The organism is Borreliella lanei, assembly GCF_014205895.1.
Classification (GTDB): Bacteria; Spirochaetota; Spirochaetia; order Borreliales; family Borreliaceae; genus Borreliella; species Borreliella lanei.
Genome location: NZ_JACHFC010000001.1, coordinates 334,804 through 355,472 on the forward strand (window position 1 = coordinate 334,804; position 20,669 = coordinate 355,472).

At 27.5% G+C, this 20,669-nt stretch carries 18 protein-coding genes; 8 read left to right on the forward strand and 10 right to left on the reverse strand.

The annotated features are described in order from the left end of the window. Positions 1-74 precede the first annotated feature (74 nt). A complete protein-coding gene (htpG, locus tag HNQ06_RS01495; protein ID WP_184107208.1) occupies positions 75-1,925 on the forward strand; it encodes a molecular chaperone HtpG in 1,851 nt (616 codons plus the stop codon). A gap of 37 nt (positions 1,926-1,962) precedes the next feature. Here the strand turns inward: htpG and crr are convergent, their stop codons facing one another. From crr to HNQ06_RS01525, 6 genes are all read right to left on the reverse strand, one after another. After that, entirely contained in the window at positions 1,963-2,532 is a 570-nt protein-coding gene (gene crr, locus HNQ06_RS01500) for a PTS glucose transporter subunit IIA (protein ID WP_184107210.1), read from the reverse strand. Between the two features lie 2 nt (positions 2,533-2,534). Next, on the reverse strand, positions 2,535-4,256 hold the full coding sequence (ptsP, locus tag HNQ06_RS01505; RefSeq protein ID WP_184107212.1) for a phosphoenolpyruvate--protein phosphotransferase: 1,722 nt from the start codon (positions 4,254-4,256) through the stop codon (positions 2,535-2,537). 20 nt (positions 4,257-4,276) lie between these two features. Further along, positions 4,277-4,537 (reverse strand): HPr family phosphocarrier protein, encoded by a 261-nt coding sequence (locus HNQ06_RS01510; RefSeq protein WP_002557145.1) that lies wholly within the window; start codon positions 4,535-4,537, stop codon positions 4,277-4,279. Positions 4,538-4,677: 140 nt separating this feature from the next. Beyond that, positions 4,678-5,547: an FAD binding domain-containing protein gene (locus HNQ06_RS01515; RefSeq protein ID WP_184107213.1), complete on the reverse strand. Its 870-nt coding sequence runs from the start codon at positions 5,545-5,547 to the stop codon at positions 4,678-4,680. Continuing rightward, positions 5,540-6,007: a hypothetical protein gene (locus tag HNQ06_RS01520; RefSeq protein ID WP_184107214.1), complete on the reverse strand. Its 468-nt coding sequence runs from the start codon at positions 6,005-6,007 to the stop codon at positions 5,540-5,542. The genes HNQ06_RS01515 and HNQ06_RS01520 overlap by 8 nt, the downstream gene beginning before the upstream one ends. Further along, complete coding sequence (locus HNQ06_RS01525) at positions 5,994-7,856, reverse strand: hypothetical protein (RefSeq protein ID WP_184107215.1); 1,863 nt, start codon at positions 7,854-7,856, stop codon at positions 5,994-5,996. The genes HNQ06_RS01520 and HNQ06_RS01525 overlap by 14 nt, the downstream gene beginning before the upstream one ends. A gap of 281 nt (positions 7,857-8,137) precedes the next feature. On the opposite strand from HNQ06_RS01525, the gene HNQ06_RS01530 reads away from it, so the two are divergent. Further along, positions 8,138-9,625, forward strand: a complete 1,488-nt coding sequence (locus tag HNQ06_RS01530) for a coiled-coil domain-containing protein (protein ID WP_184107216.1) — start codon at positions 8,138-8,140, stop codon at positions 9,623-9,625. Between the two features lie 20 nt (positions 9,626-9,645). Here HNQ06_RS01530 and ligA read toward each other — a convergent pair whose 3' ends face one another. After that, positions 9,646-11,628, reverse strand: coding sequence for an NAD-dependent DNA ligase LigA (ligA, locus tag HNQ06_RS01535; protein WP_184107217.1), 1,983 nt, complete (start codon positions 11,626-11,628; stop codon positions 9,646-9,648). A gap of 220 nt (positions 11,629-11,848) precedes the next feature. Here ligA and HNQ06_RS01540 point away from each other — a divergent pair, with 220 nt between their 5' ends. The 6 genes from HNQ06_RS01540 to HNQ06_RS01565 are packed head-to-tail and all read left to right on the forward strand — an operon-like array spanning position 11,849 to position 17,154. Continuing rightward, complete coding sequence (locus HNQ06_RS01540) at positions 11,849-12,229, forward strand: response regulator (RefSeq protein ID WP_184107218.1); 381 nt, start codon at positions 11,849-11,851, stop codon at positions 12,227-12,229. Positions 12,230-12,237: 8 nt separating this feature from the next. Next, positions 12,238-12,657, forward strand: coding sequence for a flagellar export chaperone FliS (gene fliS / locus HNQ06_RS01545; RefSeq protein WP_184107219.1), 420 nt, complete (start codon positions 12,238-12,240; stop codon positions 12,655-12,657). After that, positions 12,647-13,045, forward strand: coding sequence for a hypothetical protein (locus HNQ06_RS01550; RefSeq protein WP_184107220.1), 399 nt, complete (start codon positions 12,647-12,649; stop codon positions 13,043-13,045). Before fliS ends, HNQ06_RS01550 begins: the two co-directional genes overlap by 11 nt. Beyond that, the gene (gene polA, locus HNQ06_RS01555) at positions 13,042-15,768 is read left to right on the forward strand and encodes a DNA polymerase I (protein WP_184107221.1); all 2,727 of its coding nucleotides are present in this window, start codon (positions 13,042-13,044) and stop codon (positions 15,766-15,768) included. Before HNQ06_RS01550 ends, polA begins: the two co-directional genes overlap by 4 nt. After that, complete coding sequence (gene coaE, locus HNQ06_RS01560; protein WP_184107222.1) at positions 15,750-16,367, forward strand: dephospho-CoA kinase; 618 nt, start codon at positions 15,750-15,752, stop codon at positions 16,365-16,367. Before polA ends, coaE begins: the two co-directional genes overlap by 19 nt. Further along, on the forward strand, positions 16,351-17,154 hold the full coding sequence (locus HNQ06_RS01565; protein WP_184107223.1) for an SPOR domain-containing protein: 804 nt from the start codon (positions 16,351-16,353) through the stop codon (positions 17,152-17,154). The genes coaE and HNQ06_RS01565 overlap by 17 nt, the downstream gene beginning before the upstream one ends. Here the strand turns inward: HNQ06_RS01565 and HNQ06_RS01570 are convergent. From HNQ06_RS01570 to HNQ06_RS01580, 3 genes are all read right to left on the reverse strand, one after another. After that, on the reverse strand, positions 17,137-18,501 hold the full coding sequence (locus HNQ06_RS01570; protein WP_184107224.1) for an FGGY-family carbohydrate kinase: 1,365 nt from the start codon (positions 18,499-18,501) through the stop codon (positions 17,137-17,139). The genes HNQ06_RS01565 and HNQ06_RS01570 overlap by 18 nt on opposite strands. A gap of 3 nt (positions 18,502-18,504) precedes the next feature. Beyond that, on the reverse strand, positions 18,505-19,725 hold the full coding sequence (locus HNQ06_RS01575) for a ribose-phosphate pyrophosphokinase (protein ID WP_184107225.1): 1,221 nt from the start codon (positions 19,723-19,725) through the stop codon (positions 18,505-18,507). A gap of 200 nt (positions 19,726-19,925) precedes the next feature. After that, the gene (locus tag HNQ06_RS01580) at positions 19,926-20,576 is read right to left on the reverse strand and encodes a hypothetical protein (protein WP_184107226.1); all 651 of its coding nucleotides are present in this window, start codon (positions 20,574-20,576) and stop codon (positions 19,926-19,928) included. Positions 20,577-20,669 lie beyond the last annotated feature (93 nt).

Genomic DNA, 20,669 nt, shown 5'->3' on the forward strand with positions numbered 1-20,669 from the left:
TTGCTTTATTTATTATTTTTAGATTATGTTATATTATAAAAAAAGTAAAGATTAAATTGAAAAGGAAAAATTGCATGAAAAAACAATTTGATACAGAAGTAAATGATTTGCTTTATTTAATCATCCACTCTCTTTACTCCCATAAAGAAATATTTTTAAGAGAATTAATATCAAATGCGTCTGACGCCATTGATAAACTCAAGTTTTTAAGCTTGACAAACGAAAAATTCAAAAACATTGCTCTAGAACCAAAAATAGAAATATCATTTGATGATAAAAGTATCCTAATTAAGGATAATGGTATCGGAATGGATGAACAAGATTTAACTAATCATCTTGGAGTAATTGCAAAATCAGGAACTAAAGAATTTATTAACAATTTAAAACAAGATGAAAAAAAATCTGCAAGTTTAATTGGCCAGTTTGGAGTTGGATTTTACAGTGCATTCATAGTATCAGAAAAAGTAGAAGTTACATCAAAAAAAGCACTAGAAAGCGATGCTTATATTTGGTCTAGCGACGGAAAAACAGGATATGAAATAGAAAAAGCAAAAAAAGAAGAGACAGGCACAGAAATAAAGCTACATCTTAATAAAGAAGGACTTGAATATGCCAATAAATGGAAAATTCAAGAAATTATCAAAAAATATTCAAATCATATAAATTATCCCATTTATATTAAATACAGCGAACCTATAATGAAGGACGGGAAGCAAGAGGGAATAGAAGAAAAAGAAGAAAAATTAAATGAAACCACTGCTCTTTGGACAAAAAATAAAAGCGAAATTAAAGCAGAAGAATATAATGAATTTTATAAAAATACAACCTTTGATTATGAAAACCCATTGATGCATATTCATACAAAAGCCGAAGGAAATTTAGAATATACTAATTTATTTTATGTCCCAAGTAAAGCTCCTTATGATTTATATTACCCAAACACTAAACCTGGGGTAAAGCTATTTATAAATAGAATCTTTATTACGGATTCTGAAGGCAGCCTGCTTCCAAACTATCTAAGATTTATAAAAGGAATTATAGATTGCCAAGATTTACCGCTCAATGTAAGTAGAGAAATTTTGCAACAAAATAAAATTTTGTCCAAAATAAAATCATCTTCTGTAAAAAAAATACTAAGCGAGCTTGAAAAGCTAAGCAAAAAAAATCCTGAAAAATTTTCAGAGTTTTCTAAAGAATTTGGGAGATGCATTAAAGAGGGTGTTTATTCTGACTTTGAAAACAGAGAAAAGCTTATCTCATTAATAAGATTTAAATCCTCAAGTGTAGATGGGTTTGTATCTTTTAAAGAGTACAAAGAAAGAATGAATGAAAGCCAAAAAAGCATTTACTATATAACAGGTGGTAAAGAAAATATATTAAAAGAAAACCCAATAGTAACCGCTTATAAAGAAAAAGGATTTGAAATCCTAATCATGGACGATGAACTTGATGAGGCCATCTTAAATCTAATTCCAGAATATGAAGGCTTAAAACTAAAAGCAATAAATAAAAACGAAACTAGTAATGAATTAAAAGATGAAAATTTCAAAAAAATTGAAGAAGAATTCAAAGATACCCTTACAAAAGTAAAAGAAATCCTCAAGGATCATATAAAAGAAGTCAATTTATCAGCAACGCTGATAAAAGAGCCTTCAGCAATAATAATTGATAGCAATGATCCAACTTACCAAATGCAAAAAATCATGCTGTCAATGGGACAAGAAGTAAAAGAAATTAAACCAATACTTGAATTAAACCCTAATAATAAAATAGTCCAAAATTTAAAAAATCTAGAGCCTGAAAAATTAGAAAAGATAAGTATCCTGCTTTTTGAGGAAGCTATGCTAACTTCAGGAATGCCTAGCAAAAATCCAGGTAAATTCATAAATATAATAAACGAATTTATAGAAAAGAACTTGTTATAATTAAAAGTAAAAAGAGAGAGCTTAAAACTCTCTCTTTTTACTTTCTAACTCGCAACACCAAATCTTTGCCTGCTGTAACAGGCTTTGTTTGAGATATTTTATGCCTAATTTCTTCAGTCAAAACAGTTGAAGATAACAAAATATATTCAGTATCATTTTCAAGCTTTCCAAAAGAATATTCTATACTTGAAACTTCATCAGAATTTGCAATAACAACCGGAGTAATAACGGATTCTGAATGCTCTTTTAAATATTCAAGATCAAGCCTAATAATAACTTCGCCTTGTTTAACATTAATGCCTTCTTCAGCAACCCTTGTAAAACCTTTGCCATTTAAATTAAGAGTATTAATTCCAAAATGGACAAAAATTTCAACGCCCTCTTTAGTTTCAAGGCTAAAGGCATGATTGGTTTTAAAAATTTTACCTATTTTCCCATCACAAGGCGCCAACAACTCATTGCTTGTTGGAAGAATTGCAATTCCATCGCCAACTATTTTTTCAGCAAAAGCTTCATCAGGAACCTTATCAATTGACATAACTTTTCCACTAATCGGAGCAATCAAATCCAATGTAGCGGTTTTTTTAAAAAAATCTAAAAACCCCATAACTAATCTCCTATAAATTTATCAAAATAACTTAAAGTTTCTTGCTCGGAATCACTATTTAAAGCCCTGTTTGCCAATTCTTCTAATTCCGTTATTGTATACTTTTTAAGCAAATATTTAATTCTAAGTGTAGCACTAGGAATCATGCTTAAAGACCTAAATCCAAGGCCTACAAGAAGCAACGCTCCAGCATCATCTCCTCCAAGCTCACCACAAACAGACACATCAATTCCAGAACTAACCCCATCATCAAGAACCTTTTTGATCAATTTCAACACAGCAGGATTATACTTGTCATATAAATTTGATATTTTTTGATTACCACGATCAACAGCTAAAACATATTGGGTTAAATCGTTAGTCCCTATGCTAAAAAAATTCAATTTATTGGCAAGTTTAGAGGAAATTAAAGCTGCAGAAGGAACTTCTATCATGCAACCCACTTCCAAATTTTCATCAAAAGGCAAGCATCTAGACTTTAAGTTGATTTTTGCATTATTCACAAAATATTCTATCGTTTCAATCTCTTCATATCTGGTAAGCATAGGAACCATTACCCGTATCTTCCCATAATGACTGGCTCTAAAAATAGCATTAAACTGCGCTTGGATTAATTCCTCATATTCCTTATACATCCTAAGCGCCCGAAAGCCCAAAAAGGGATTTTCCTCTTTCTTAAAATTAAGATAGGGAATTTCTTTATCCCCGCCAACATCAAGAGTACGAATCGTAACAACCCCTTTTTTTTCCATTGTTTCTATAACTCTCTTATAAGTTTCAAACTGCTCATCTTCTGTTGGAGGTTGTAAAGATCTCATATATAAGAACTCTGTTCTAAAAAGACCTATTCCCTCAACACCATATTTATTAACATAGGTAATATCAATAGGTGTTCCAATATTTGCCTTTAAAAACACCTTTATACCATCTTTTGTTTCAGCATCTTTATCTTTTAAAGAAAAAAGCTCTTTTTCCATCTCTACTTGACGCAAAATCTTACCTTCATAAAGATTAACCTCATCAGAAGAAGGATTTTTAATAACAATAGAAGATATTGCATCAATTACTATTTTATCACCATCCTTTAACGCATCAATATCTGACAAAGTCATAACAAGCGCTGGAAGCCCCATTGTTCTTGCTAAAATAGCAGCATGAGAGGTTTCTCCTCCAACAGCAGTTAAAAACCCTTTAACATAATTTAAGTCAAATTGCATGGTATCAGATGGGGTTAATTCTTCGGTAACAAGAATAATATCTTTATTAATCTCAGAAAAATCGGATACTTGGCCTAAAATGATAGAAATTAATCTATTTCTAATGTCCTTATAATCAGATGCTCTTTCTTTTAAATAAGGATCTTTATAATCTTCTACACTTTTAACCAAATTTTCAAACGCTAAATAAATAGAATAAGCAGCGCTATAATTTTCTTTTGTAATAAGTTCAATAACAAGCTCAGAAAGCTCATCATCTTCAACGATCAACACTTGACCTTCAAAAATACCTTTTTTATCATCTCCAAATTGAAGCACAGCTTTTCTCTCAAGATCCTTAAGAGCTTCAATTGCTTTTGACTTCGCTTTATTGAATTTTGATATCTCGCTATCAACTTGAGAAAAATCTATTTTTTCTCTATTTATAATTTTATCAAAATTTTTCCTAATACAAAGAACTTCTCCAATGCCTATTCCTTTGGATATTCTTTTGCCCGATAAAGTCATAACTTAAATCCTTCTAAAATTCATTCCTTAAAAGATTCGATAAGCTCTGCAAGCTCTGAAGCAGCAATCTCCTCATCCTCACCCTCAGCACATATCAAAAGCTTTTTACCTGATGATAATTCCAAAGTTTGAAGCCTGAACAAACTTTTCCCGCTAACAGACTTTCCATCAGATTCTATTGTTATCTCACTAGAATACTCTTTAGCTTTTTTTACAAAAGTTGATGCAGGCCTAACATGCAAACCGTTTACAGCCTTAATAATTGCTTCTTTTTTTACCATAAGTACAGAAACCCCTCATTATGAATATTATTTTTTTTTTGATTAACTTTTTACATTATAATACATAAAAATAAATTATATATTCCCTTTATATAAGAAATATAGCATACTAAAGATAGTAATTAAACTTATTCAAACAATTAAAAATTAAAACTCATTAATATGTCTAAATAAAAATTCTTTATTAGCTTTAAATTTCTCTCTCCTATATTGAAATTTTTAGAATCTCTTATATTTTTATCCAACATTTTAAGAGAATTTTCTATCTCAGAAAATGAAAGCGGCAAAGATTTGTTTAAAAGCAAAATCTGGAAATCCTTTATGACTATCACCTTGTCATCATAAAATATCTTTAACAAAAAATCATTTATAATGTCTCTTTTTATGTTTAAAAGAATGCATATAAAAATAATATCCGCTTCTTCCAAAATGTCAAAAGACAAGGTATTGAAAAATATTTTATGATAAAAGCTTCTGTTCCATAAATTCATCATCGGAAATTTAAATTTAGTAACAAGAATAGTGTTTCGATTTGCAATATACTCGGCTCTATTTAAATTATAAGCACTAAAAACATAAGTTTTTTTGGTTAAAACATTTTTAAACTCAATTTGAGCATCAAGGCTTAGCAACAAAGGATAAATATCAAAAACGGTGTTTTTATAATAAAACCCATTTGCAAGGTTAATACTGTTTAAATATATTTTATCATTAAATTTTGAAATAAATTCATAAAACAAACTTGGAATATTTTTCTTACCAATCTGAAGTATCTCGTTGTAAGTAACACATGGCCCCATCTCAAGAAAATTGCCCCTTAAAGACACCTTGTTAAATTTTTCAAAATTACCAACAATAAAAAAATTATCAATAGGTGTTTCTATATTAAATAAATTAGGATTTTTTTTAAAATCTAGCTCATTATAAATGATATAATTATTTAAATTTTTGTTAAATAAATTAGATAGTATATTAAAACTTTCGGGGTAATAAACCTTAACATTAGCCATTTTTTCTATACAATTCTTCAGCTTTTAAATAGAGAGATAAAAAAGTATTAACATCCATACAATTACATTTTAATGACTTTCTATAGCCTAAAATATCCGATTTGCTTACAATCTCGTTTTCCAAAAAGTAATAAAACAGCAAAACATTAGATTCAAAACAATTGCTACAAAAATTAAAATCGTCTTCTAATAAAATCTTTTGCATGTGCTTATAAAAACTTTTCTTCTTGAGTCCTTCAAGGGTAACTACACTCCGACCATTTAAAATAAAAGCTGGAATTAAATCAGAATAAACAAGTTTAAAATCCAATAAAATTAAAAAAAATCTGTTATTAACAACATACTCCAAACTATTGCTCTTAGCAAAAAAAATAGAATCCAAAAGATTCCTAGTCCCCAAAGAAAGACTAATCTTTTTTGAAACACTCTCTCCATTTAAATTAAAATTAATTAGTGTCAATTTTTATACTCCAGCTATTTAAAATTTCTTCAAAATCAATAGGCGTGCTGCTTGCATTAAAATCAAATACCTGAATCAAAGCAGTTCGAATTGCAGAAACAGAAACAATAAAAACACTTCTAAAAGAAAAAACAAACTCACCATCTTCAATAAACTCTAAGCTTAAACAATCTTTAATGTCGCAACTTACATTAGCACGACAAAATACATAATCAACCGCTAATCCAAATATTGTACGAATTCTCTTGTTATTTAACTTAAGCTTGGTAAATTTGCCTTGCTCTACAAAAAAGCTTACATTGCTAAAAACAGCGCTAAGAGAATAAAATTCAAATTTAAGCTCAACAGAACACCCAAGCATGCAATCACTAACATCGTTAATAGCTATTTTTTCCTTAAAAATTACAGGATATTCATTTGCAAAGTCTGCACCTATCAAAGAAGAAAAATTGTCCTTAATACTTAAAATTGCTTTTTCAATTAAATAAGGATCTTTAAAAAGAAGATTATAAAAATTAGCAAAATCTAATACGCTCTCGTCTATCAAAAAATTTACACTGCTATAAGTCAAGCCCAGTGTTTTAGCCAAACTATTTTTCAAATAGTTGCTTAAATTGTTGTCAATAATACTGTAGGGCAAAAACACATTTAATTCGTCCTTATACAAGAAAGCAACAACATATTGATCTTGACTTAAAAAATAAGCGCTTGAACTTAAATAAGCAAAACCAACTCCTCTTCGACTAGTATCAAAAATATCATAATCCTTATTAACACTTAAAACAGCAGACTTCTTTATTAAAGAATTTTTTAAATCTAGTTTTTTAAAAATTTTTAAAAAGCTAGTATAATCACCTTTAATCTGTGTGATTAAATAACCTATTGGCTCACAAGACATTGATAAAGCAATATTATAAAAATTGGAATAAATAAAATTATAAACAGAAGTCTCAAATGCCAAAAGATTGTCATAAAAAAAGATAAAATCACTTTTATTCTCAACAAAAAAAATTTCTAAAAACCCATCAAAAAATAAATTTTTAAAAATATTATTAATAAATTTAAAATAAAACTTATATAAAAAATTTAAAGGTCTATTTATTATAATTTCTAAAATAATCTTTGAAAGCTTATTATCTTCCAATAAACAATTAGAAACTGAAAAAGTTAAATTTAAATTATCTAAAATTCCAAAATGTCTTTTGTAGTAAACAACATTAACCCTTTTATTAATTTTTTGTGAAATTACAATGCCTTGTAAAATTGCATTAAAAGAAATAGGAAAAATAGAGCTAGACCAGTAATTATTAAGAGAATTGATTTTTATTTTGTCTTTACTTACACCAAAATTTTCACTAATAAAAAATTTTAAAAAAGAAATATTGTCTACATTGGCATCAATAATTAAATTTTCAGAATCAAAAAATATTTTAACTAAAATAAAATCGTCTGAAAAACTATTATAATCACTAAATTCATAACAAGCATTCAAAACATTGCAAGCTCCAGATTCTTTCTTTGTAAATCCAGAAGAATAACTATTACTCACATCGCCAACTCTTAGATTAAAAAGAACACTTTTTTCTGCTTTTAGCAAATAATCCAAATTATCTGAATACAAAACCAGAGGAATTTGACCTTTAAAGCTTATTTTATTATCAAAAAGCTTTAAATTAAATTCATTAGAATCGACAAAATCTCTAAACTTTAAAGTTATATTATCTTTATAACTGATGCTAAAAATTGAATTTACATGTTCATCTATAAAACTAAAATCCTCAATAAAAGAATCTTTAACATTGCAACAAACTGGCAAAGCCCAAAATTCATGCGCATCCACATTTGTCAAACTCACAAACTCCACTAAACAAAAAATTAATTAAATTAGCAAGAATCTAATATTGCATAAATAAAAAGGATTAAAAAAATAAAACTTCAAAAACATCTGACCTTACCAACATATGCAACAATCTTAAAACAACTTAAAAAAATTCACTTAAAACTAATTTGAAATCAGCACTATTTGTCAATAAAAATAGCCCCCAGAGATTTTTTATCTCTTTTGATAAATGGACAAATTATGCTAACATTATAAATTATAGATGTTTTCTAAATAAAAACAAGGACCTTATGAATAAAACAAAAAATCGAAGCTTTAAATATTTTATAATACTTTTATGTGTATTATTATTTGGGGCAAATAATAATACAATAAGCTACTCTAGCATTGAAATTCCTCTAGAAGACTTAAGTGAAGACTTTAAAAGTTCTGGGAATAAAAGCGATCAAATAAATACCTCAAAACATTTAAACAAAAACATAATTTCTTATGAAGACCCCAAAAAGGGTAAAGATCTAAAATTGCCAGAAAATATAAGAGACAAAAAACTGCCTAAAAAAAGAATGGACGAAAATGACCTAAAATCTGTAATTGAAAATTATGAAAATAAAATTAAAAATATAGAAAAGCTTTTAAAAACCAAAAATCAAAAAACATCAGAAAATGAAAAAATAGAATCAATCGAAAAAAAAGCAAAAAAATATGAAATTTTAACCAATAAATTAAAAAACGAAATATTAGAAATAAAAAAGCTCCTTAATAAAAAAACCAAGCCCAAAGAAGATGAAAATTACGAAAAAATAAATATTGAAAACATTGAAGAAGAAACCGATGATGATTTTGAAGACAATTATGAATATAATGATGAAATTGAAGAAGCAGATGAGGACAATTACCCTTCTAATGAAGGAATAATAAACAATCTAAAAGAAAATCTTCATGAAAACGAAAAATATTATGCTATTAATGAAAAAAAAATCGATGAACTTGAAGACAGAATCAACGAGAATGAAAACACTATTTTAGACTTGCAAAGAGAATTAAGAAATTTTAAAAAAAAAGATAACTCAGATAAAAACTTAGAAGAAATTGAGGAAAACTTATCTTCAATAGGAAGAATAATCAATGATCTAAAAAGAAAAATCAGCACAAATGAAGCAATAAACAAAGAAAATCAAAAAAAAATAAGAACCGATAAACACAAATTCAAAGAATTAGAAGATAAAATAAAGGAGAATGAAGAGACTATTTTGAAACTTCAAAAAGAATTAAACAATCTTAAAAAAAAAGAAATTTATCAAAAACCCTTAAACGAAGAAACTTTTATTCCAAGTATTACAAATAAAAATGACGACTTAGAAGAAAATAAGAAATTAGAAAAGGAATATTTAAAGCCCATAGAAAAAAATGAAAGCCGAAATCCAGAAGAAAATACCAAAAGCACTCCAAAAACAACTATGATCAAAACAGCCGATTTTCAAATTTACCCTGACATATATCTTAATAACTATAATTTTAAAGAAAGAGGGGATCAATTTGCATTTAAAAAAGAAAACACATACTACATTGAAATAGATCCAACCAACAATTTAAATGAGGCTTTAAAAAATCATGAAATAATCTCAAAATATAAATTTGAAAAATATTTCATTAACCCTACTCTAAAAAATAAAGAAGAATTTTTTAGAAACTTAATAGAAGTCAAAAATATCCACGAACTAGGAATTATGTATAAAAATCTAAAGCCTGAATTTAAGCAAATAAAAATAATTAAATAAAAATAAACGCTTTTATCCAGCTAATCTAAGTAACTTTTTATGTCTTCAAAAGATATAATTTTTATATTTAAGCTCAAAGCCTTTTTAAGCTTTGAGCCAGCTTTTTCTCCTACAATAAGAAAATCCAAGCTCCTGGTCACACAAGTATTAAAAATTGCTCCTTTATTTCTTAGCTTGTCAATAACAATAGACCTGGAATAACCATTAAAAGCTCCAGTAATGCAAAACTTTTTACCGACCAATAACTTATTCTCACCATCAATCACAATAAATTCTTCCATTTTAAATTCCAAATTTTCAAAAAATTTAAATTTATTAAGCATTATTGAATCATTAAAAGCTCCAATAATATTTAGAGCAATTTTTTCTCCTATGCCTTTAATTTTCAACAATGTTGAAATAGCAAAATCTCTGTCTTGACAAAGCTTAAAAAGCTTTGAAAATGAATTTAAATTATTAAGAAATAACAACCTTATTGTATTTTCCCCTAAATCTTTAATTCCCATGCCAAGAAGTAATTTACTAAATGGCTTTTTTTTGCTAGCTTCAATTGAATTTATCAAATTATTTATCTTTTTATCTTTAAACCCTTTAAATTCAAGAAGCTTATAAAAATCAAATGTATAAAGATCAATTTCTGAAGAAATAAATTTTTTCTCAAAAAGAAAAGAAATTATCTTGTCGGAAAATCCTTCAATGTCCATACAATTTTTACTACAAAAATATTTTATTCTCTCGACTGCTATTGAAGGGCAATTATTATTCGGACAAAAAAAATGTGCCCCCTCTTTTACTACAACCGTTTTGCAAGCTGGGCAATTATCAGGAACTTTAAAAAATCCTGTTGAAAATTTATTTATCACCATTTCAACAGCAGGAATCACATCCCCTCTTCTTGAAACTTTAACAACATCACCAACATTCAAACCAATAGACGTTATATAATCTTGATTGTGTAATGTTGCGCTAGTAATAAAAGCTCCTGAAACAAAAACTTTATCAATATTAGCAACCGGAGTAATTTTACCACTACGTCCAACCTGAACAACAATGCTATTTACCCTACTAAAACCCGAAAGCGCTTCAAATTTGTAAGCCATTGCCCATTTAGGATGATGCGCAGTATACCCTAATCTTTCTCTTAAAGCAAAATCACTAACCTTAAGAACAACGCCATCTATTTCATATTCAAAAAAATCTCTTTTTTTTGTTATATCTGCTATGTAATTTAAAACTTCTCCAATTGAACTTTTTTGATCAAAAAACCTAATTAAAGGATTGACTTTAAAGCCCAATTTCTTAAGCCTTTCAGTAGCTAAATCATTCGTTTCAAACTCCAATCCAGCATTCAAAAAATCATAAATGAAAATATTTAGAGGAAAATTAGCGACCTCTCTACTATCAACCCTTCTAAGTATTCCCGAAGCTAAATTTCTAGAATTAGTATAGGGCTTTTCCAAAAATTTATTTATTTTCAAAAAATTTTCTTTAGTAATATAAACCTCACCCCTTAATACTAAATCAACTTTTTCATCAAGAAATAAAGGGATATATCTAATGGTTCTAATATTTTTAGTAACGTCATTACCAAATTTTCCATTACCCCTAGTAAGAGCTTTTTCAAGAATGCCATCTTTATAATAAAGAACAATAGAACATCCATCAATCTTTGGTTCAACAGAAATATTAAAAGAATTATTAAAATCAATCTTATCTATCCATGATTTTAGCAAATCAAGATCATAAACCTTATCAAGACTTAATATAGGAGCAGAATGTTCAACCTCTTTAAAGTCGTTTAAAAGATCACTGCCAAATTTAAGAGTAGGAGAATCTAAGGTTTTATATTCGGGGTACTTACTTTCTAACTCTTGAAGCCTTAAAATATGCTTATCATATACAAAATCTTCAACACTAGGCAAAGAATCGACATAATATTCTTTATCCCACTTTCTAATCAACTTCTTCAAGTCTGCAATTTCTTGCTGCACTTTGCTGCTCATAGGGTAAAATTTAACATATTATTTATTATTTTATCAAACAATCTTAACAAGTAAAAATCGACTTTACTATACAAACCATAAAATATTGCCAAGAATACATATTATTTTATTTATATTCAAATTAAAATAATCTTTAAAGAAAAATATCAATCAAAAAGACTATATTATAAAAATGTGAATTATATTTTAATATGTTAAAATGGACAAAAGGAGTGCTAGTTTGGAAGAAAGCAAAAAAGCTTTAATAGCTGATGACTCACTTTTTATGAGGAAAAACCTAATAAAAATCTTAAGTCAATTGGGATTTAAAGAATTTTTAGAAGCCGAAGATGGCATTCAAGCTGTTAAAGAATTTGAAAAACAAAACGATATTGATCTAATAACACTCGATATAACAATGATGGGAATGGATGGAATCACAGCTCTTGAGAGAATGTATGAAATTAATAAAAAATTGCTTAAAAAAGTTAATATATTAATGGTTACAGCTATTGGAAAACAAGAATTAATACAAAAAGCCTTATCTCTTGGAGCTAGAGGATACATTACAAAACCTTTTAAAAAAGACCAAATAATAGAGCAAATTAAACTTTTGGATTAGAGGAAATTTTGATAGCAAAAGAAAAAATATACAAACAAACACAAGTAAACACATCAAATCCCCTATCAATATTGATAATGCTTTATGAGAAAGCAATACAGGATTTAAAAGTTGCAAAAGAGCTTATAAAAGATGGAAATTGGCAAAATGCAGTTAAAGCTAATGAAAAAATCTTTCATGCACAAGAAATCATTACTGAATTAATGTCAACCTTAAATTTTGAACAAGGTGGAAACATCTCTACAAACTTACTCTCAATATACTTATTTCTAAATAAAGAGCTAGAAAATGTTCTTTTAAAAAAAGAAATACACAAAATTGACAATGTTATAAAACAACTGCAAATATTAAGCTTTACCTGGAAAGAGCTAAGAAAAAAAGAAAATAATGTTACTCAAGGTAAATTAGGAATCAATATTGTCAGCTAATGAAATTTTAAAAAAATATTTTAGCAATTTGTTGTTAGAATTAAAAGAATTAAAGTTAATATTAACAATAGAAAGTGATAAATTGCAAAAAGAAGAAATAAGAATATTAAATATAACCAATCCTAAAAAAGATTTAATATTAGAATCAATCAAAAACTATTATAAAACAATAAATGCATGGTTGAAATCTAAAAACCAAAAATTGGATAATTTCGATGACTTGATTAAGGAAATTAATCTACTAAAAGAAGAAATATACATTAAATATCAAATTTGTTGTGAAATCTTACAACAAATTACAAATGCAAAAAGAAAAATTCCAAAAATTAAAAAACACCAAAACCTTGCAGTAAACAATTCACCTATAATGTTAGATATTAAAATATGAAAGAACTTTACCTAATTGATGCACTAAACATAATATTTAGAAATTATCACGTAATGAAAAACTATCCACTTTTAAACACACAAGGAGAAAATGTAAACGCATTTATTGGCTTTTTCAAAACATTATTTTTCATTATAAAAGAAAAAAATCCTGAACATTTGATTGTTACCTTTGACTCAGAGGTACCAACTTTCAGAAAACAAAAATATCCAAGCTACAAAGCAACAAGAGATTCACCTCCGGACGATTTAATACCTCAAATCGGGTGGATAAAAGAAGGCCTTTTAAAGGCAAAAATACCAATCTTTGAGCTCGAAGGCTACGAAGCTGACGATCTTTTAGCTAGTTTTGCCAAAAAGGCTGCAAGGAATAACTATTTAACTTACATTATTTCTCCTGACAAAGACTTGCTACAAACAATGTCAAAGTACATAAAAATACTTAAAATTGAAAACAACAGCTTTATTGAAATGGATAACGAGTACGTAATAAAAAAATTTGGAGTAAATAGCTTTCAAGTAAAAGATTATTTAGCTATTGTTGGAGACAGGTCTGATAATATACCTGGAATAAAAGGAATTGGCCCAAAAGGAGCAGCAAATTTATTAAGAGAATTTAAAACCCTAGACGGAATATATTCAAATTTAGAACTAATAAATAAAAAACACCGAGAACTTTTAATCAAAGAAAAAGAAAATGCTTTTTTAAGCTACGAACTTATAAGCCTTGAAGAAAATTTAAAAATTCCAGAAATTGAAAACTTCGCCTTAAAAAATTTTAGCGAAGAGATAATATCTTTGTTTGAAAAGCACTCAGCAATTGCCCTAATAAAAACTTATAAAAAGGATATCTTAAAACAAGAAAAAGAAAATGTAGACCAAAAAAGCCTATTTAAGCAAGAACTTATTACTAACAGCTTAAATGACATAAATACAATTGACACAGAAAATGTTAAATATTACTCAATAACAACAAAAATAGAGCTTGACAATTTAATAGAAAGCCTTAAAAAGGCTAAATACATATCAATAGACACAGAAACATCTTCGCTTGACACTTACACAGCAAAATTAATTGGGATTTCCATTTCATTTAAAGAATTTGAAGGTTACTATATTCCAATCGAAGCCAAAGGAAAAATTTACATAGAAAAAGATTATATAATACAAAAATTTAATAATCTCTTTAAGTCAAATCCAAAAATAATTGGTCAAAATTATAAATTTGACTATAAAATACTTAAAAATAATGGATTTAGCCCTATACCACCTTATTTTGATACAATGATTGCAGCATACCTTATCGACACAAACTCAAAAGTATCCCTTGATTTTCTTGCAGAAAAATATTTAATGCATAAAAATATTAAATATGAAGATGTAATACAAAAAAATGATAACTTCGCAAATATATCTTTAGAAATGGCAACAAGCTATTCATCTGAAGATGCTGATATTACATTTAGATTATTTAATATATTTACCAAAAAATTAAAAGAAGACAAACTCGACAAATTAATGCACGAAATAGAAATGCCTTTTAACAAGGTAATTATAGAAATGGAAGAAAATGGCATTTACCTTGATAAAGAATATTTAAAAGAATATGGAAGAGAACTTGGAAAAGAATTAGAACTAATCGAAAACGAAATAATAAAAAGCATAGGAATTGATTTTAATCTAAATTCTCCAAAACAAATGCATGAAATTTTATTTGAAAAATTAAATCTAAAATTACCAGAAAAAATGAAAAAAGATTCAACTGATATAAAAGTGCTTGAATCTCTCAGAGGACAGCATGAATCAATTGAAAATCTAATAAAGTACAGACAAATTGCAAAATTGAAGAGCACTTACACAGATAATTTGATAGAACTAATAAACTATAAAACAAACAGACTACACACAAGCTTTATACAAACAAAAACAGCAACTGGTAGAATCACTAGCATAAACCCCAACTTGCAAAACATACCAATAAAAGATGAAAAAGGGCGAAAAATAAGAAAGGTATTTAAACCAGAACATGGAAATATTTTTATTTCAGCTGATTATTCTCAAATTGAGCTTGCTATACTTGCTCATTTATCACAAGATGAAGTCCTTATTAAAGCATTTGAAAACAATAAAGACATTCATACAGAAACTGCCTCTAAGCTTTTCAAAATAGAGGAAAAAGAAATTACTCCTAACTTGAGAAGAATAGCAAAATCTATTAATTTTGGAATAATTTATAGAATGTCAGATTTTAGACTTGCAAAAGAACTGGGAATTACAAAAGAAGAGGCAAAAGGATTTATAAACTCTTACTTTGACTCTTATCCAAAAATCAAAGAGTTTATAACAAATCAAATAAACTTTGTAAGAAATACTGGATATAGCGAAACCATCTTAAAAAGAAGAAGATATATAAAAGAAATTAATAGCAATAATTATCTAGAAAGATCTGCTGCTGAAAGAATAGCAATAAATAGCATAATTCAGGGTAGTGCCGCTGATATCATGAAAATTGCAATGGTCAAAGTATTTAATGAATTTAAAAGTAAAAAAATGGGATCAAAAATATTACTGCAAGTACACGATGAAATGCTCATCGAATCTCCTGTTGAAGAAGAAAATGAAGCAAAGAAAATATTAAAAATTATGATGGAAACTGCTTACACATTAAATCTGCCTTTAAGAGCAAATATTGAAACGGGTAAATCGTGGGGAGAAATCCATTAATCATTGGAATAACAGGAAGAATTGCATCTGGCAAAGATACTGCTTCAAAAATAATTAGCAATAAATATGGATTTTACGAAATAAATGTAGACAAGCTTGGACATTCAGCATTACATGAAAAAAAAGAAGAAATAGTTAAAATATTTGGTCAAAAAATATTAAATACTAAAAATGAAATAGACAAACTCTTTCTAAGAAATCTTGTATTTAACAGCAATAAAGAATTAAAAAAGCTTGAAAGCATATCACACCCAATCATACTCAGTAAAATAAAAAAAATCCTAATTCAAAACCAATCTACAAAAATAATAATTAATGCTGCTTTACTTTTTAAAATAAATTTAGAAAAACTTTGCGACTATATAATTGTGCTTAAGGCAAAGAATTCTATAATAAAAAATAGATTATCATATTCTATACCAAACATTGACTTGAATATAATCAATAAAATACTCAAAATCCAAAAAGATATTTTTTTTAAAAAAAATATTATAAACTTAAGAATAATCAATATAATTAATAACAAGAATTATGCATATCTAGAAAAAGAAATTGAAAAAAAAATGCAGGAGATAATTAACTATGAAAGATTTGAATGAAAACAATGATAATAATAAAGGATTTTTTGTAGCATTAACTTCGATTGCAACAGTCTGTATCATAATATTTCTTGGGACAATTATTTTCTTTCCAAACAAAAATTTGGCCTCAGACATTGCAGAAAAAAATATTGTTTTAGAAGAAGATAAAGACCAAAACACCTTAGAAAACGTTGATCAAAATGAAAAATCTTTAAAGGTATCTGAAACTCAAAATGAAATAATCATAGATTTAACACAAGATTTAAATAAAGAAAAAAAACCTACAAACAAAACATCTAATACTTCTCAGAAATCAAAAATTATTGAAAATACTCAGTCCACAACTCAAAAAATACATAATGCTTCTCAAAAATCAAAAACTATTGAAAAGACTCAATCCACAGTTCAAAAAATACCTAATATTTCTCAGAAATCAAAAATTATTGAAAAGACTCAATCCACAGCTCAAAAAATACCTAATATTTCTCAGAAATCAAAAATTATTGAAAAATCTCAATCCGTGGCCCAAAAAACTTTAAATACTGACAACATTTATGATCCTAATATAGAATATTACATACAATTTGTATCACTCTCTGACCCAATCAATGCAGACAACTATATTCAAAAATTACTTAAATATAATATAATTGCTAAAATATATTCTGCAACAGTAGATAACAAAGATATCTACAGAGTAAGATCTGGTCCTTATAAAACAAAATCACAAGCAAAAGCAGACTTTAAAAAAATAGCAGGAATAGGCGAATTTAAAGAAACTTATATATTACCCGTTAACAAATAGACTATAATTATTAATATATTTTTGATATTTTTCTAAATATTCTTCATGCACCTCAATAACAGGCGAAACAACATGCTTAATCCTTGTAAGCTTTAAAAAAGAATCATTTAAGCTACCAAATTCTCTTAAAGAATAAAATGCTTGAATTGCTCCCCCAATAATCTCTGAATGCTTAAAATCAAAAATTTTTAAATCTTTGCCAAGAATATTTGCTTTTATTTGATTTAAAAGCAAATTATCAGAATTAGATCCACTAACAAAAATGCTCAAAATTTCTTTTTTACAGGCTTTTAGCTCTACCAATCTGTTGTAAAAAGCAAAACATACAAATTCAAGCATTGCTAAACCAATCTCTAATGGATTTTTAATACTGCCAAAAATTCCTTTACTTAAATCTTTGCAAAGACAAGGATCTAAAATAAATAAATCATTAAAAAGTTTAATTTTGCTTGGATAAAAGTATACATTATTTAAGGTGGCACTTTTAACAATCTTTTTTAAGAGTAACTCAAAAGTTAAACTTTTTTCATAAAAACTGTCTTTTAGCAATTGAATCAAATATCCAAAAGGAACAATTCTCCCAATAATAAAATATCCTTCTAAAAGATAAGGATATTCTAGGGAAAATCCTGGTAAATATGTACTTGAAAGAAAATTAAACCCTTCACTTGTACCCATTCTATTTGACACAATTCCTTCTTGAAAAGCACCGCTTCCCACCAAAACACTCAAATAATCTGATCCCGCATTAATTACACTAATTCCGCTATTTAGCCCAAATTCAATTCCTGCTTTACAGGTTACAACGCCAATATTTTCTCCCATTTTTATGAACGGAGGAAATTTGTTCTTGTCAAGCCCATATTTTTTTATCTCTATATCATCCCAAATAAAAGGAATATACTCTATGCTTGGAAAGCTTGTAAAAAGCTTTCCTGTAAGCAAATAAATAAAATACTCAAAACAAGAAACAAAATAGCTTATTTTAGAATATGTTCCTCTTTCAACAGTACTAAGCACATAGGGTAAAAATACAGACTTACCTCTAAAATAAGGTTTAATTTTAAAGGAATTCCAATGCAACACTTCCAAAGGAATTAAATTTGAATTTAAGGCAATTAAACATGGTGAAATACCACCAATAGAAATGCAATCTATTTTACTAGGCTGAAAATTGGATATGGCTTTCTTAAAAGAAAAAAGCCATATATTAAAGTCAAAATTTTCAAAATCAACATCAAAATAATCCGAGTAACTAACATCAATATAACTTAAAACTCCATTTTTAGAACTAACTAATGCTGCCTTTAAAACACTGGTGCCAATATCAATACTAAGAGCATTCATAAATTAACCCTTGGTAATCAATTTTTGAATATCATCCTTTCTATCAAGAATTTTTTGTAAACCAACTTTATTATAAATTGCAAATATTGCCTGCGCAAAAAGAGGCGCAACATTGGCCTCATGATACCAAGGCTTATTTATTAATTCATCATTATGACAAACAGCATTCGTTCCAATTATTTTATAAAAATATCCCTCCTCATAAGCTTTGTCAAAATATTTAATAGCATCTCCATTAAAAAACGGCAAACTAATCCCACATATAATCTTTTTAGCACCCATGCTTTTAAGCAACTTCATTGCCTTAATTAGAGTACCTCCGGTAGCTAACATGTCGTCACTCATAAAAACATTTTTACCTTCAACATCTCCTAAAAGCTTGGTTACAGAAATATTTGAATCAGAAACATCATTTGAAACTCTTGAATAATCTCTCTCCTTATAAAGCAAAGCAAGGGGGCTCTTAAGACTTGATGCAAAAAATTTATTTCTACTTACAGCACCTGTATCAGGCGAAACAATAACTAAATTAGAATCCCTAATGTCGATTAAATCCTTAAGAGAATTAAAGATTTCATAAGAAACATTTAAATTTTCAAAATAAACTTTCCTAAATACATTCTCAATAGCCTTTGAGTGAATATCCAAGGTTAAAATATGTCTAATACCCAACTCTTCTAAAAATCTTCCAATAAGACTTGCTGTTAAACATTCTCTTGAATGCTTTTTATCTTGCCTTGAATAAGGATAAGACGGAATAATAACACTAACAGAGCTGGCTTTAGCCTGCATACAAGCATCTATTGTTGTCATTAAATTCATTATATGATCATTAACTGTCATAATTATTTTTTCACTATTATTTATGTCAACTTCATAAGCATTAGCAACATCTTGAACAATAAAAATATCTTTATTCCTGATTGTTTTTAAAATTTCAGTTTTAAATTCACCATTGGCAAATTTAACAAATTTTACAGGAATTTCTAAAGGCTCTTTGCTTTTAAAAGTAGATAAACTAAGCCCTTCTAAAAAAGGAGATAAAACTTTTTCAATCTTAAAAATTTCTTCCCTTAAGGCTTTAGAATCTTGGCATATACTCTCTACAATATCATTTTCAATATTTATAAATATTCTGTCAAGCTCTTCTATTATCTTGCTAGCAAAAACCCTACCCCCAGGACAAGCAATAATTCCTATTGATTTTTTTTTAAGTAAATTCACCCAGTTCCTCGTTCTTTTTTAAAAAATCTTAACAATCTTAACTTGATAATTAATAAAACTTATACACGCAAAATAACTAAAATATTTTAATGATCTTGCTTTAAAATATTTTAGCTTTAATAATAAAAATAAAAATCGAAAAATTCTATTAATAACAAAAACAAATATTATACATAATCCTAAAAACAAAATTAAATAAACTACACAATTCCAAATTCAAAACCTATTCCAAACTTGAAATCAGAAAATTTAGGGTTTTTAATATTCCAAACATAGTAACCTTCAAGAATTAAAAAAGAAAATGAAAGTCTAGCACCAATATCCCAGCCCATTGTCCCCAGTTCTGCTAAAACAGAATCTGCAGAAGAAGTCGCTATATTGATCTTAGGACCTGTGAAAAACGCTAAAGCTAAAACAAAAAAATCTAATTTTGTATAAAATCTTGGTGTTACTGCCATAATAAACGAGAAATTTTCATTTGCAGTTCCATCTGAACGCTTTATTGCTTTAAGAAGATTCATGTCAAACAAAAGCTCAAACCCAATAGAAACAAAATCATCAAATTTAGCACCAAATTGAGCATAAGTTCCATATCTTATTCCGGCTTTAGCAATATTGGCTAAATCAGAAAAATTTTGGACTATCTCTTCTTTTTCTATTGGAGATACATCTGAAGGCAAATTTTGCTTAAGCTTTGCATTAATCTCTAAAGCCTCATTGTAAAAGCTTGAAAAGGGACTAACGGGAAAAGCAACCCCACCGCCAAAATTGAATTCAAAATTAGTATCTGCAAAGCCATTGACCACAATAATCCCAAACAAACACAAAATTAAAACTTTAAGCCTAATCATATACAAACTCTCCTACAAAAATTTATGAAAAATAAAACAGGGTTTATATTGCATACCTTTATTATATAATAATTACCATAAAGATTACCATAA

Excerpts from the sequence above, each read along its gene's own strand:
- htpG (WP_184107208.1), top strand. The coding sequence starts at position 75 with ATGAAAAAACAATTTGATACAGAAGTAAATGATTTGCTTTATTTAATC.
- crr (WP_184107210.1), bottom strand. The coding sequence starts at position 2,532 with ATGGGGTTTTTAGATTTTTTTAAAAAAACCGCTACATTGGATTTGATT.
- ptsP (WP_184107212.1), bottom strand. The coding sequence starts at position 4,256 with ATGACTTTATCGGGCAAAAGAATATCCAAAGGAATAGGCATTGGAGAA.
- HNQ06_RS01510 (WP_002557145.1), bottom strand. The coding sequence starts at position 4,537 with ATGGTAAAAAAAGAAGCAATTATTAAGGCTGTAAACGGTTTGCATGTT.
- HNQ06_RS01515 (WP_184107213.1), bottom strand. The coding sequence starts at position 5,547 with ATGGCTAATGTTAAGGTTTATTACCCCGAAAGTTTTAATATACTATCT.
- HNQ06_RS01530 (WP_184107216.1), top strand. The coding sequence starts at position 8,138 with ATGAATAAAACAAAAAATCGAAGCTTTAAATATTTTATAATACTTTTA.
- ligA (WP_184107217.1), bottom strand. The coding sequence starts at position 11,628 with ATGAGCAGCAAAGTGCAGCAAGAAATTGCAGACTTGAAGAAGTTGATT.
- polA (WP_184107221.1), top strand. The coding sequence starts at position 13,042 with ATGAAAGAACTTTACCTAATTGATGCACTAAACATAATATTTAGAAAT.
- HNQ06_RS01565 (WP_184107223.1), top strand. The coding sequence starts at position 16,351 with ATGAAAGATTTGAATGAAAACAATGATAATAATAAAGGATTTTTTGTA.
- HNQ06_RS01570 (WP_184107224.1), bottom strand. The coding sequence starts at position 18,501 with ATGAATGCTCTTAGTATTGATATTGGCACCAGTGTTTTAAAGGCAGCA.
- HNQ06_RS01580 (WP_184107226.1), bottom strand. The coding sequence starts at position 20,576 with ATGATTAGGCTTAAAGTTTTAATTTTGTGTTTGTTTGGGATTATTGTG.